The organism is Azotobacter chroococcum, from assembly GCF_002220155.1.
Lineage (GTDB): Bacteria > Pseudomonadota > Gammaproteobacteria > Pseudomonadales > Pseudomonadaceae > Azotobacter > Azotobacter chroococcum.
The window spans coordinates 3,954,792-3,965,917 of sequence record NZ_CP011835.1; the positions used below are offsets into that span (position 1 = coordinate 3,954,792).

Sequence of the window (11,126 nt, forward strand, 5' to 3'; positions counted from 1 at the left end):
ATCAAGCCCCAAAAGGGGCTTGATTCAGATAGCCCGGACTCGACGAAGACTTCGCGAGTCCGAGATGTACTTACCAGCTGGCCTTGACCAGACCCGGCACGTCACCGCGCATGGCGGCCTGGCGCAGCATGTTGCGAGCCAGACCGAACTTGCGGTAGACGCCATGAGGACGACCGGTCAGACGGCAGCGGTTGCGCAGGCGCGAGGCACTGGCATCACGCGGCTGCTTCTGCAGGGCGATCTGGGCTTCCCAACGCTGCTCCGGAGCGGAGTTCGGGTTGGCGATGATAGCTTTCAGCTCGGCACGCTTCTTGGCGTACTTGGCAACCGTTTGCTGACGCTTCAGCTCGCGGTTCTTCATGCTCTGTTTGGCCATTGCCTGCTCCAGTCAGTTGCGGAACGGGAAGTTGAAGGCACGCAGCAGAGCGCGACCTTCATCATCGGTACGGGCAGTGGTGGTCAGGGTGATGTCCAGACCACGCAGCGCATCGATCTTGTCGTAATCGATTTCCGGGAAGATGATCTGCTCTTTGACGCCCATGCTGTAGTTGCCGCGACCATCGAAGGACTTGGCATTCAGACCGCGGAAGTCACGCACACGCGGCAGGGAGATCGCGAGCAGACGATCCAGGAATTCGTACATACGATCGCGACGCAGCGTCACCTTGACACCGATCGGCCAGCCCTCACGAACCTTGAAACCCGCAATTGACTTGCGAGCATAGGTGACGATCGGCTTTTGACCAGTGATTTTTTCCAGGTCAGCAACTGCGTTCTCGATGATTTTCTTATCACCGATAGCTTCGCCAAGACCCATGTTCAGAGTGATTTTGGTAACGCGCGGAACTTCCATCACGTTGGCCAGCTGAAGCTCTTCCTTCAACTTGGGCGCGATTTCTTTCCGATAAATCTCTTTTAGTCGTGCCATGGTTATCTACCTAGCAGTGCTCAAGCATCAACCGGCTTTTGGGTCGACTTGAAGACACGAATTTTCTTGCCGTCTTCGACCTTGAAACCGACGCGATCAGCCTTGTTGGTTTCGGCATTGAAGATGGCCACGTTGGAGACGTGCAGAGGCGCCTCCTTCTCGACGATACCGCCCTGGACGCCCAGCATCGGATTCGGCTTGCTGTGGCGCTTGATCAGGTTGACCCCACCGACGACCAGACGGTCGTCCGCGAGAACCTTGAGCACCTTGCCACGCTTGCCCTTGTCCTTGCCGGCGATGACGATGATCTCGTCGTCACGACGAATCTTTTGCATGACGGCTTCTCCTTACAGCACTTCAGGGGCGAGCGAGACGATCTTCATGAACTTCTCGGAACGAAGCTCACGGGTAACCGGCCCGAAGATGCGAGTGCCGATCGGCTCCTGCTTGTTGTTCAGCAGGACTGCCGCATTGCCGTCGAAGCGGATGATGGAGCCATCGGGACGGCGGACACCGTGCCTGGTGCGAACCACCACAGCCGTCATGACCTGGCCCTTCTTGACCTTGCCGCGCGGAATCGCTTCCTTCACGGTCACCTTGATGATGTCGCCGATGCCGGCGTAACGGCGATGAGAGCCGCCCAGCACCTTGATGCACATGACGCGACGGGCACCGCTGTTGTCGGCCACGTCGAGCATGGATTGAGTCTGAATCATAACTTTCTCCGACCCTTAGTCTCTTAGACTTCCACCGCGCGCTCGACGACTTCCACCAGCATCCAGGACTTGGTCTTGGCCAGCGGACGGGTCTCGCGGATGGTGACCGTGTCGCCGATACGGCACTGGTTGGTTTCGTCGTGGGCGTGCAGCTTGGTCGAACGCTTCACGTATTTACCGTAGATCGGGTGCTTCACGCGGCGCTCGATCAGGACGGTGATGGTCTTGTCCATTTTGTCGCTTACGACACGGCCGGTCAGCGTACGAACGGTTTTCTGAGCTTCAGCCATGATCACTTACCTGCCTGCTGGTTGAGCACAGTCTTGACGCGAGCGATATCGCGCTTCACTTGCGAGAGCAGGTGACTCTGCCCCAGTTGGCCAGTTGCCTTCTGCATGCGCAGATTGAACTGGTCACGCAGCAGGCCGAGCAATTGCTCGCTCAGTTGCTCAGCCGATTTTTCACGAAGTTCATTCGCTTTCATCACATCACCGTCCGCTTAACAAAAGTGGTGGCGAGCGGCAGCTTGGCTGCTGCCAGGGCGAAAGCCTCGCGCGCCAGCTCTTCGGAAACACCCTCGATTTCGTAGAGCACCTTGCCCGGCTGGATCTGGGCCACCCAGTACTCGACGTTACCCTTACCTTTACCCATACGAACTTCGAGGGGTTTCTTGGTAACCGGCTTGTCGGGGAATACGCGGATCCAGATCTTGCCGCCACGCTTGACGTGACGGGTCAAGGCGCGACGTGCAGCCTCGATCTGGCGAGCGGTGAGACGACCGCGGCTCACGGACTTCAGGGCAAACTCGCCGAAGCTGACCTTGCTACCACGGTGAGCCAAGCCACGGTTGTGGCCGGTCATCTGCTTGCGGAATTTTGTACGCTTGGGTTGCAGCATGTTGCGTACTCCTCTTACTTAGCAGCTTTTTTGCGAGGCGCAGGCGCTTGCGGCTTGAGCTCTTCATGCTGGCCACCAATGACCTCGCCCTTGAAGATCCAAACCTTGACGCCGATCACACCATAGGTGGTGTGCGCTTCGTAGGTGGCGTAATCGATATCTGCGCGCAGGGTGTGCAGCGGCACACGGCCTTCGCGATACCATTCGGTACGGGCAATTTCGGCACCGCCCAGACGACCACTCACCTGGATCTTGATGCCCTTGGCACCAATGCGCATGGCGTTCTGCACGGCGCGCTTCATGGCGCGACGGAACATTACGCGACGCTCAAGCTGCTGGGCTACGCTCTGAGCAACCAGCATACCGTCAAGCTCCGGCTTGCGGATCTCTTCGATGTTGATGTGCACCGGCACACCCATTTGCTTGGTCAGGTCCTGACGCAGCTTCTCGACATCCTCACCTTTCTTGCCGATCACGATGCCGGGACGAGCGGTGTGGATGGTGATGCGTGCGGTTTGAGCCGGACGAGCGATGTCGATACGGCTCACGGACGCGCTTTTTAGTTTGTCTTGGAGGTACTCACGCACCTTCAGGTCGGCGAACAGATAATCGGCATAAGTGCGCTTATCTGCATACCAGACCGAGGTATGCTCCTTGACGATTCCCAGGCGGATGCCAACGGGATGTACTTTCTGACCCATCTGATCGACTCCGTTACTTGTCCGCAACCTTGACAGTGATATGGCAAGACCGCTTGACGATGCGATCAGCACGGCCCTTGGCGCGCGGCATGATGCGCTTAAGCGAACGCCCCTCGTTGACGAAAACGGTGGAAACCTTCAGGTCATCCACGTCTGCGCCCTCGTTGTGCTCGGCGTTGGCAACGGCCGACTCCAGCACTTTCTTCATGATCTCGGCGGCTTTCTTGCTGCTGAAAGCCAGGAGGCTGAGCGCATCGCCCACCTTCTTCCCGCGGATCTGGTCGGCGACCAAGCGGGCTTTCTGGGCGGAGATTCGAGCGCCCGACAGCTTAGCGGCTACTTCCATCTTTCCTTACCCCTCAACGCTTGGCTTTCTTGTCTGCCGCATGACCACGATAGGTACGGGTAGCAGCAAACTCGCCTAGTTTGTGACCGACCATATCCTCGCTGATAAGCACCGGGACATGCTGACGGCCGTTATGCACAGCAATGGTCAGACCGACCATCTGCGGCAGGATCATCGAACGACGCGACCAGGTCTTGACCGGTTTGCGATCGTTTTTTTCCACCGCCACTTCGACCTTCTTCAACAGGTGAAGATCGATGAAAGGACCTTTTTTCAGAGAACGCGGCACAGTCGTATCCCTCTAGTTACTTACGGCGGCGGACAATCATGTTGTCGGTGCGCTTGTTCGACCGGGTCTTCGCACCCTTGGTCGGGAAGCCCCACGGCGACACCGGATGACGGCCACCCGAGGTACGACCTTCACCACCACCATGCGGGTGGTCGACCGGGTTCATCGCCACGCCACGAACGGTCGGGCGAACACCACGCCAGCGCTTGGCACCGGCCTTGCCCAGCGAGCGCAGACTGTGCTCGGAGTTGGACACCTCGCCCAGGGTCGCACGGCAATCAGCCAGGACCTTGCGCATCTCGCCAGAGCGCAGACGCAGGGTCACGTAGGCACCCTCACGCGCAACCAGCTGCACGGAAGCACCGGCAGAACGGGCGATCTGCGCACCCTTGCCCGGCTTCAGCTCGATAGCGTGAATGGTGGAGCCGACTGGAATGTTGCGCAGCGGCAGGGTATTGCCCGCCTTGATCGGTGCGTTCACGCCGGAGATCAGCTGGTCACCAGCCGTCACACCCTTCGGCGCGATGATGTAGCGACGCTCGCCGTCGGCATACTTCAGCAGTGCGATATGCGCGGTGCGGTTCGGGTCGTACTCGATGCGCTCGACGATGGCAGGAATACCATCCTTGCTGCGACGAAAGTCGACCAGGCGATAGTGCTGCTTGTGACCACCACCGATATGACGGGTGGTGATGCGACCGTTGTTGTTACGGCCGCCGGACTTGGACTTCTTCTCCAGCAGCGGCGCATAGGGGGCACCCTTGTGCAGCTCCTGGTTGACCACCTTGACCACGAAGCGGCGGCCAGCGGAAGTCGGTTTGCATTTAACGATTGCCATGATGCACCCCTTTACTCAGCGCTGCTGGCGAAATCGAGATCTTGGCCGGCCTGAAGAGCGACGTACGCCTTCTTCCAGTCGTTGCGCTTGCCCAGACCGCGAGCGGTGCGCTTGGTCTTGCCCTGGACATTCAGGGTGGTGACACGAGCGACCTTCACTTCGAACAGAGCTTCGACAGCCTTCTTGATTTCCAGCTTGGTTGCATCGGTGGCAACCTTGAAAACGAACTGCTTCTTGCTTTCCGCCAGCACGGTGGCCTTCTCGGAGATGTGCGGACCAAGCAGCACTTTGAAAACGCGTTCCTGGTTCATCCCAGCAGCTCCTCGAATTTCTTCACGGCCGGCACGGTGATCAGCACCTTGTCATACGCGATCAGGCTGACCGGATCGGAACCCTGAACGTCGCGAACATCGACATGCGGCAGGTTGCGGGCAGCCAGATACAGGTTCTGATCCACAGCATCGGAGACGATCAGCACATCGTTCAGGCCCAGGCTACCCAGCTTGCTCACCAAGCTCTTGGTCTTCGGGGCATCCACGGCGAAATCTTCAACAATGACCAGGCGATCCTGGCGTACCAACTCGCTCAGAATCGAGCGCAGAGCGGCACGGTACATCTTCTTGTTGAGCTTCTGCTCGTGATTCTGCGGACGAGCGGCGAAGGTCATGCCGCCGCCACGCCAGATCGGACCACGAGTGGTACCGGCACGCGCACGACCGGTGCCCTTCTGGCGCCAGGGGCGCTTGCCGCCACCGCTGACGTCGGAGCGATTCTTCTGCTGCTTGCTGCCCTGGCGACCACCCGCCAGATAGGCAACGACAGCCTGATGCACGAGGGTCTCGTTGAACTCGCCGCCAAAAGTGCGCTCGGAGACTTCGATCGCCTGAGCGCCATTCACATTCAATTGCATCTCAGCTTCCCCCTTAACCGCGAGCCTTGGCTGCCGGACGCACGATCACATCGCCGCCGGTAGCGCCGGGAACAGCACCCTTGACCAGCAGCAGATTGCGCTCGGCATCGACACGAACCACTTCCAGGGACTGCACAGTCACGCGCTCGGCACCCATATGACCGGACATCTTCTTGCCCTTGAACACACGGCCAGGAGTCTGGCACTGGCCGATGGAGCCCGGAACACGGTGGGAGACTGAGTTGCCGTGGGTATTGTCCTGACCACGAAAATTCCAGCGCTTGATGGTACCGGCATAGCCTTTACCCTTGGACTGACCGGTGACATCCACCAACTGTCCTGCCTGGAAAATTTCGGTAGTGATCTGATCACCGGCCTGGTACTCGCCCTCTTCGAGGCGGAACTCCCAGACACCACGACCAGCAGCGACATTCGCCTTGGCGAAGTGACCAGCCTGCGCTTTGGTCACACGCGAAGCACGGCGCTCGCCAACAGTGATTTGCACTGCACGATAGCCGTCGCTTTCTTCGTTCTTGAACTGGGTCACGCGATTCGGCTCGATCTCGATGACCGTAACCGGAATGGAGACACCTTCTTCGGTGAAAATGCGGGTCATGCCGCACTTACGACCGACTACACCAATAGTCATTTTTTGAACCTCTCGAGTGTACGGGGCTTTCACCCGCTATGGCCGCCCATTTCAGAGCGTTACACGACCAAAACCTGAACGGTCTTAGCCGAGGCTGATCTGCACTTCCACGCCAGCCGCCAGATCGAGCTTCATCAGCGCATCGACGGTCTTGTCGGTCGGCTGAACGATGTCCAGCACACGCTTGTGGGTACGAATTTCGTACTGATCACGCGCATCCTTGTTGACGTGCGGCGAAACCAGAACGGTATACCGCTCTTTGCGAGTAGGCAGAGGAATCGGACCACGCACCTGAGCACCAGTACGTTTCGCGGTTTCCACGATTTCCTGGGTAGATTGATCAATCAGGCGATGGTCAAAAGCCTTCAACCGAATACGGATTTGTTGGTTTTGCATTTTGACCTCAGACTCGAAGTTGCCACCCTACCGAGCGGAATACGCCCGATAAAAGGAGGCGCAATTGTACGGATGCCCCCCCAAGGTGTCAATAAAATGATCAGCAATAGAAAAAGCCCCAAAAGGGGCTTTTTCTATCACCTCATCGATTACTCGATGACCTTGGCAACCACACCGGCGCCAACGGTACGACCGCCTTCGCGAATTGCGAAGCGCAGACCGTCTTCCATGGCGATCGGAGCGATCAGGGTGACGACCATCTTGATGTTGTCACCCGGCATCACCATCTCGACGCCTTCCGGCAGCTCGACGTTACCGGTCACGTCGGTGGTGCGGAAGTAGAACTGCGGACGGTAGCCCTTGAAGAACGGAGTGTGACGACCACCCTCTTCCTTGGACAGCACGTACACTTCGGCTTCGAACTTGGTGTGCGGCTTGATGGTGCCCGGCTTGGCCAGAACCTGGCCGCGCTCCACGTCTTCACGCTTGGTGCCGCGCAGCAGGGCGCCGATGTTTTCGCCGGCACGACCTTCGTCGAGCAGCTTGCGGAACATTTCCACGCCAGTGCAGGTAGTCTTGGTGGTCGGACGGATACCAACGATCTCCACCTCCTCACCCACCTTGACGATGCCACGCTCGACACGACCGGTCACCACGGTGCCACGGCCGGAGATCGAGAACACGTCTTCGATCGGCATCAGGAACGGCTGATCGATGGCACGCACCGGCTCCGGAATGTAGGAGTCGAGGGTTTCCACCAGCTTGCGCACGGCGGAAACGCCGATGCCGTTGTCATCCTTGCCTTCCAGGGCCATCAGGGCAGAGCCGGTGATGATCGGGGTGTCGTCGCCCGGGAAGTCGTAGGTGGACAGCAGATCGCGCACTTCCATCTCGACCAGCTCCAGGAGCTCGGCGTCGTCGACCATGTCGGCCTTGTTCAGGAACACGACGATGTAGGGAACGCCCACCTGACGGGACAGCAGAATGTGCTCGCGGGTTTGCGGCATGGGGCCGTCGGCAGCCGAGCAGACCAGGATAGCGCCGTCCATCTGGGCAGCACCGGTGATCATGTTCTTCACGTAGTCGGCGTGACCGGGGCAATCGACGTGCGCGTAGTGACGGGTTGCAGAATCGTATTCAACGTGGGAAGTGTTGATGGTGATACCGCGCGCCTTTTCTTCCGGAGCATTGTCGATCTGATCGAAGGCACGAGCGGAGCCACCCCAAGTCTCGGAGCAGACCTTGGTCAGGGCGGCCGTCAGAGTGGTTTTGCCATGGTCCACGTGACCGATGGTGCCGACGTTGACGTGCGGTTTGTTACGTTCGAATTTTTCCTTAGCCACGACAGTAAACCTCTTACTTAAAGGGCTGAATCAACCTTGTTTTTTGACGATAGCTTCGGCGATGTTGGCCGGAGCTTCGGAGTACTTCGAGAATTCCATGGAGTAGCTGGCGCGTCCCTGGGACATCGAACGTACATCGGTAGCGTAACCAAACATCTCGCCCAGCGGGACTTCGGCGCGGATGACCTTGCCGGAGACGGTGTCCTCCATACCCTGGATCAGACCACGGCGACGGTTCAAGTCACCCATGACATCACCCATGTAGTCTTCCGGAGTAACCACCTCGACCTTCATGATCGGCTCGAGCAGCACCGCACCGCCCTTCTGGGACAGTTGCTTGGTCGCCATGGAGGCCGCGATCTTGAACGCCATTTCGTTGGAGTCAACGTCATGGTAGGAGCCATCGAATACGGCGGCCTTCAGACCAAGCAGCGGATAACCCGCAACCACACCGTTCTTCATCTGCTCTTCGATACCCTTCTGGATCGCCGGGATGTATTCCTTCGGAATCACACCACCCACAACCTCGTTAGTGAAGAGCAACCCTTCCTGACCCTCGTCAGCCGGCTCGAAACGGATCCAACAATGACCGAACTGGCCACGACCACCGGACTGACGCACGAACTTGCCTTCGATCTCGCACTTGTTGCGAATGGTCTCGCGATAAGCCACCTGAGGCTTGCCGATGTTAGCCTCAACACCGAACTCGCGCTTCATGCGATCGACCAGAATGTCCAGATGCAACTCGCCCATACCGGAAATAATGGTCTGACCACTTTCCTCGTCGGTCTTGACGCGGAAAGACGGATCTTCCTGTGCCAGCTTGCCAAGGGCGATACCCATCTTTTCCTGGTCAGCCTTGGTCTTCGGCTCGACCGCCACGGAGATTACCGGCTCCGGGAAGTCCATACGCTCGAGAATGATCGGCTTCTCGATCGAGCACAGGGTGTCACCAGTGGTGACGTCCTTCATACCGATCAGCGCCGCGATATCACCAGCACGCACTTCCTTGATTTCTTCGCGAGTGTTGGCGTGCATTTGCACCATACGCCCCACACGCTCTTTCTTGCCCTTGACCGAGTTGATAACCGAGTCGCCAGAGCTGAGAACACCCGAGTACACTCGAGCAAACGTCAGGGTACCCACAAACGGGTCGGTAGCGATCTTGAACGCCAGCGCCGAGAACGGCTCGTTATCGTCAGCATGACGCTCGTCGACGATTTCCTCGTTATCGGGATGCACGCCCTTGATCGCAGGGATCTCGGTCGGAGCCGGAAGAAATTCGATAACGGCGTCGAGAACCAGCGGAACACCCTTGTTCTTGAAGGAGGAACCGCATACAGCCGGGACGATCTCACACGCGATGGTGCGCTGACGCAGCCCAGCCTTGATCTCTTCGATCGACAGCTCGCCACCCTCAAGGTACTTGTTCATCAGCTCTTCGTTGGCTTCGGCAGCAGCCTCCACCATGTTGGAGCGATACTCCTCGGCAAGCCCCTGCAACTCCGCCGGAATCTCTTCCTCGCGATAGGTCATGCCCTGATCGTCTTCGTTCCAGTAAATCGCCTTCATCTTGAGAAGATCGATCTGACCCTGGAAGTTCTCTTCCGCGCCGATGGCCAGCTGTACCGGGACCGGAGTGTGGCCCAGACGCTTCTTGATCTGCTCGACGACGCGCAGGAAGTTGGCACCAGCACGGTCCATCTTGTTCACGTAGACGATACGCGGCACGCCGTACTTGTTGGCCTGACGCCATACGGTTTCGGACTGCGGCTCGACACCGGAGGTACCACAGAACACCACCACAGCGCCGTCCAGCACACGCAGTGAGCGCTCCACTTCGATGGTGAAGTCCACGTGACCGGGGGTATCGATGATGTTTACGCGATAGTTGTCGTATTGCTTGGTCGAGCCCTGCCAGAAGGCGGTGGTCGCAGCGGAGGTAATGGTGATACCGCGCTCCTGCTCCTGCACCATCCAGTCCATGGTGGCGGCGCCATCATGCACCTCGCCCATCTTGTGGTTGACGCCTGTGTAGAACAGGATCCGCTCCGTAGTCGTCGTCTTGCCTGCGTCCACATGGGCGCAGATACCGATGTTACGGTAGCGATTGATAGGGGTTGTACGGGCCACAATGAGGTCCTCGTAGATGGAGGCTGAATTCAGAAACGATAGTGCGAGAACGCCTTGTTCGCCTCGGCCATGCGATGCACGTCTTCACGCTTCTTCACAGCAGCGCCCTTGCCCTCGGAGGCATCAAGCAGCTCACCAGCGAGACGCAGGGCCATGGATTTCTCGCCACGCTTGCGTGCGGAGTCCACCAGCCAGCGCATGGCCAGCGCATTGCGACGCGACGGACGAACCTCGACCGGAACCTGGTAAGTCGCACCACCCACGCGGCGGGACTTCACTTCGACCAGCGGAGCGATGGCGTCGAGTGCTTTTTCGAAGATTTCCAGGGGATCGCTGTTCTTGCGGGATTTGACAGTATCCAGCGCGCCGTAAACGATGCGCTCGGCAACCGCTTTCTTGCCGCTTTCCATCACGTGGTTCATGAACTTGGCAAGAATTTGGCTTCCGTACTTCGGATCATCCAGAATCTCGCGCTTGGCTGCTACACGACGTCTTGGCATTGATAAGCCCTCAAACGGTCTTCAGGTTAGCTCGGAACGGTAGCCACCAAGGCCACGTCCGACCTTACTCTTATCGACTCAACAAATAGAAAATTGGCGCACCGAATTACTTCGGACGCTTGGTACCGTATTTGGAACGGCCCTGCTTGCGGTCTTTCACGCCGGTGGTATCCAGCGAACCGCGCACGGTGTGGTAACGGACACCCGGAAGGTCCTTGACACGACCGCCACGGATCAGCACTACACTGTGCTCCTGCAGGTTGTGCCCCTCGCCACCGATATAGGAGGTGACCTCGTAACCGTTGGTCAGGCGCACACGGCAGACCTTACGCAGTGCCGAGTTCGGTTTTTTCGGCGTGGTGGTGTACACGCGGGTGCACACGCCACGGCGCTGGGGGCAGTTCTGCAGCGCAGGCACGTCGCTCTTGTCGACGAGACGCTTGCGCGGCTGACGCACCAGCTGGTTGATAGTTGCCATCT

Annotated in this window: 19 protein-coding genes; all 19 read right to left on the reverse strand. The window is 58.5% G+C overall.

From position 1 onward, the window contains the following. Positions 1 to 70: 70 nt before the first annotated feature. Positions 71 to 376 (reverse strand): 30S ribosomal protein S14, encoded by a 306-nt coding sequence (gene rpsN, locus ACG10_RS18530; RefSeq protein ID WP_039806130.1) that lies wholly within the window; start codon positions 374 to 376, stop codon positions 71 to 73. A 12-nt stretch (positions 377 to 388) separates the two neighbouring features. Further along, a complete protein-coding gene (rplE, locus tag ACG10_RS18535) occupies positions 389 to 928 on the reverse strand; it encodes a 50S ribosomal protein L5 (RefSeq protein ID WP_039806132.1) in 540 nt (179 codons plus the stop codon). A 20-nt stretch (positions 929 to 948) separates the two neighbouring features. Further along, the gene (gene rplX / locus ACG10_RS18540; protein WP_039806134.1) at positions 949 to 1,263 is read right to left on the reverse strand and encodes a 50S ribosomal protein L24; all 315 of its coding nucleotides are present in this window, start codon (positions 1,261 to 1,263) and stop codon (positions 949 to 951) included. A 12-nt stretch (positions 1,264 to 1,275) separates the two neighbouring features. Further along, on the reverse strand, positions 1,276 to 1,644 hold the full coding sequence (rplN, locus tag ACG10_RS18545; protein WP_003289207.1) for a 50S ribosomal protein L14: 369 nt from the start codon (positions 1,642 to 1,644) through the stop codon (positions 1,276 to 1,278). Between the two features lie 23 nt (positions 1,645 to 1,667). Next, a complete protein-coding gene (rpsQ, locus tag ACG10_RS18550) occupies positions 1,668 to 1,934 on the reverse strand; it encodes a 30S ribosomal protein S17 (protein WP_012699311.1) in 267 nt (88 codons plus the stop codon). Between the two features lie 2 nt (positions 1,935 to 1,936). Further along, a complete protein-coding gene (rpmC, locus tag ACG10_RS18555) occupies positions 1,937 to 2,128 on the reverse strand; it encodes a 50S ribosomal protein L29 (RefSeq protein ID WP_039806140.1) in 192 nt (63 codons plus the stop codon). Continuing rightward, entirely contained in the window at positions 2,128 to 2,541 is a 414-nt protein-coding gene (rplP, locus tag ACG10_RS18560) for a 50S ribosomal protein L16 (protein ID WP_012699309.1), read from the reverse strand. Before rplP ends, rpmC begins: the two co-directional genes overlap by 1 nt. A 14-nt stretch (positions 2,542 to 2,555) precedes the next feature. After that, positions 2,556 to 3,242, reverse strand: a complete 687-nt coding sequence (gene rpsC, locus ACG10_RS18565) for a 30S ribosomal protein S3 (protein WP_039806143.1) — start codon at positions 3,240 to 3,242, stop codon at positions 2,556 to 2,558. Between the two features lie 13 nt (positions 3,243 to 3,255). Then, the gene (gene rplV, locus ACG10_RS18570; protein WP_089169345.1) at positions 3,256 to 3,588 is read right to left on the reverse strand and encodes a 50S ribosomal protein L22; all 333 of its coding nucleotides are present in this window, start codon (positions 3,586 to 3,588) and stop codon (positions 3,256 to 3,258) included. Between the two features lie 13 nt (positions 3,589 to 3,601). Next, positions 3,602 to 3,877 carry a 30S ribosomal protein S19 gene (gene rpsS, locus ACG10_RS18575; protein WP_012699306.1) on the reverse strand — a complete coding sequence of 92 codons (276 nt, stop codon included), beginning with the start codon at positions 3,875 to 3,877 and terminating at the stop codon, positions 3,602 to 3,604. Between the two features lie 16 nt (positions 3,878 to 3,893). After that, complete coding sequence (gene rplB / locus ACG10_RS18580; RefSeq protein WP_089169346.1) at positions 3,894 to 4,715, reverse strand: 50S ribosomal protein L2; 822 nt, start codon at positions 4,713 to 4,715, stop codon at positions 3,894 to 3,896. An 11-nt stretch (positions 4,716 to 4,726) separates the two neighbouring features. Next, positions 4,727 to 5,026 (reverse strand): 50S ribosomal protein L23, encoded by a 300-nt coding sequence (rplW, locus tag ACG10_RS18585; protein WP_039806150.1) that lies wholly within the window; start codon positions 5,024 to 5,026, stop codon positions 4,727 to 4,729. After that, positions 5,023 to 5,625 (reverse strand): 50S ribosomal protein L4, encoded by a 603-nt coding sequence (gene rplD, locus ACG10_RS18590; protein ID WP_089169347.1) that lies wholly within the window; start codon positions 5,623 to 5,625, stop codon positions 5,023 to 5,025. Before rplD ends, rplW begins: the two co-directional genes overlap by 4 nt. 13 nt (positions 5,626 to 5,638) lie before the next feature. Beyond that, on the reverse strand, positions 5,639 to 6,274 hold the full coding sequence (gene rplC, locus ACG10_RS18595; RefSeq protein ID WP_039806154.1) for a 50S ribosomal protein L3: 636 nt from the start codon (positions 6,272 to 6,274) through the stop codon (positions 5,639 to 5,641). Positions 6,275 to 6,358: 84 nt separating this feature from the next. Continuing rightward, on the reverse strand, positions 6,359 to 6,670 hold the full coding sequence (rpsJ, locus tag ACG10_RS18600) for a 30S ribosomal protein S10 (RefSeq protein ID WP_003463313.1): 312 nt from the start codon (positions 6,668 to 6,670) through the stop codon (positions 6,359 to 6,361). 149 nt (positions 6,671 to 6,819) lie between these two features. Next, entirely contained in the window at positions 6,820 to 8,013 is a 1,194-nt protein-coding gene (tuf, locus tag ACG10_RS18605) for an elongation factor Tu (protein ID WP_089169348.1), read from the reverse strand. Positions 8,014 to 8,043: 30 nt separating this feature from the next. Beyond that, complete coding sequence (fusA, locus tag ACG10_RS18610) at positions 8,044 to 10,146, reverse strand: elongation factor G (RefSeq protein WP_039806162.1); 2,103 nt, start codon at positions 10,144 to 10,146, stop codon at positions 8,044 to 8,046. 29 nt (positions 10,147 to 10,175) lie between these two features. After that, positions 10,176 to 10,646: a 30S ribosomal protein S7 gene (rpsG, locus tag ACG10_RS18615; protein ID WP_012699299.1), complete on the reverse strand. Its 471-nt coding sequence runs from the start codon at positions 10,644 to 10,646 to the stop codon at positions 10,176 to 10,178. A gap of 106 nt (positions 10,647 to 10,752) precedes the next feature. Beyond that, the gene (gene rpsL / locus ACG10_RS18620; protein WP_039806165.1) at positions 10,753 to 11,124 is read right to left on the reverse strand and encodes a 30S ribosomal protein S12; all 372 of its coding nucleotides are present in this window, start codon (positions 11,122 to 11,124) and stop codon (positions 10,753 to 10,755) included. Positions 11,125 to 11,126: the final 2 nt, after the last annotated feature.

Bases quoted from the DNA above. Each gene is read 5' to 3' on its own strand.
- rpsN (WP_039806130.1), bottom strand. From the start codon at position 376: ATGGCCAAACAGAGCATGAAGAACCGCGAGCTGAAGCGTCAGCAAACG.
- rplE (WP_039806132.1), bottom strand. From the start codon at position 928: ATGGCACGACTAAAAGAGATTTATCGGAAAGAAATCGCGCCCAAGTTG.
- rplX (WP_039806134.1), bottom strand. From the start codon at position 1,263: ATGCAAAAGATTCGTCGTGACGACGAGATCATCGTCATCGCCGGCAAG.
- rplN (WP_003289207.1), bottom strand. From the start codon at position 1,644: ATGATTCAGACTCAATCCATGCTCGACGTGGCCGACAACAGCGGTGCC.
- rpsQ (WP_012699311.1), bottom strand. From the start codon at position 1,934: ATGGCTGAAGCTCAGAAAACCGTTCGTACGCTGACCGGCCGTGTCGTA.
- rpmC (WP_039806140.1), bottom strand. From the start codon at position 2,128: ATGAAAGCGAATGAACTTCGTGAAAAATCGGCTGAGCAACTGAGCGAG.
- rplP (WP_012699309.1), bottom strand. From the start codon at position 2,541: ATGCTGCAACCCAAGCGTACAAAATTCCGCAAGCAGATGACCGGCCAC.
- rpsC (WP_039806143.1), bottom strand. From the start codon at position 3,242: ATGGGTCAGAAAGTACATCCCGTTGGCATCCGCCTGGGAATCGTCAAG.
- rplV (WP_089169345.1), bottom strand. From the start codon at position 3,588: ATGGAAGTAGCCGCTAAGCTGTCGGGCGCTCGAATCTCCGCCCAGAAA.
- rplB (WP_089169346.1), bottom strand. From the start codon at position 4,715: ATGGCAATCGTTAAATGCAAACCGACTTCCGCTGGCCGCCGCTTCGTG.
- rplW (WP_039806150.1), bottom strand. From the start codon at position 5,026: ATGAACCAGGAACGCGTTTTCAAAGTGCTGCTTGGTCCGCACATCTCC.
- rplD (WP_089169347.1), bottom strand. From the start codon at position 5,625: ATGCAATTGAATGTGAATGGCGCTCAGGCGATCGAAGTCTCCGAGCGC.
- rplC (WP_039806154.1), bottom strand. From the start codon at position 6,274: ATGACTATTGGTGTAGTCGGTCGTAAGTGCGGCATGACCCGCATTTTC.
- rpsJ (WP_003463313.1), bottom strand. From the start codon at position 6,670: ATGCAAAACCAACAAATCCGTATTCGGTTGAAGGCTTTTGACCATCGC.
- rpsG (WP_012699299.1), bottom strand. From the start codon at position 10,646: ATGCCAAGACGTCGTGTAGCAGCCAAGCGCGAGATTCTGGATGATCCG.
- rpsL (WP_039806165.1), bottom strand. From the start codon at position 11,124: ATGGCAACTATCAACCAGCTGGTGCGTCAGCCGCGCAAGCGTCTCGTC.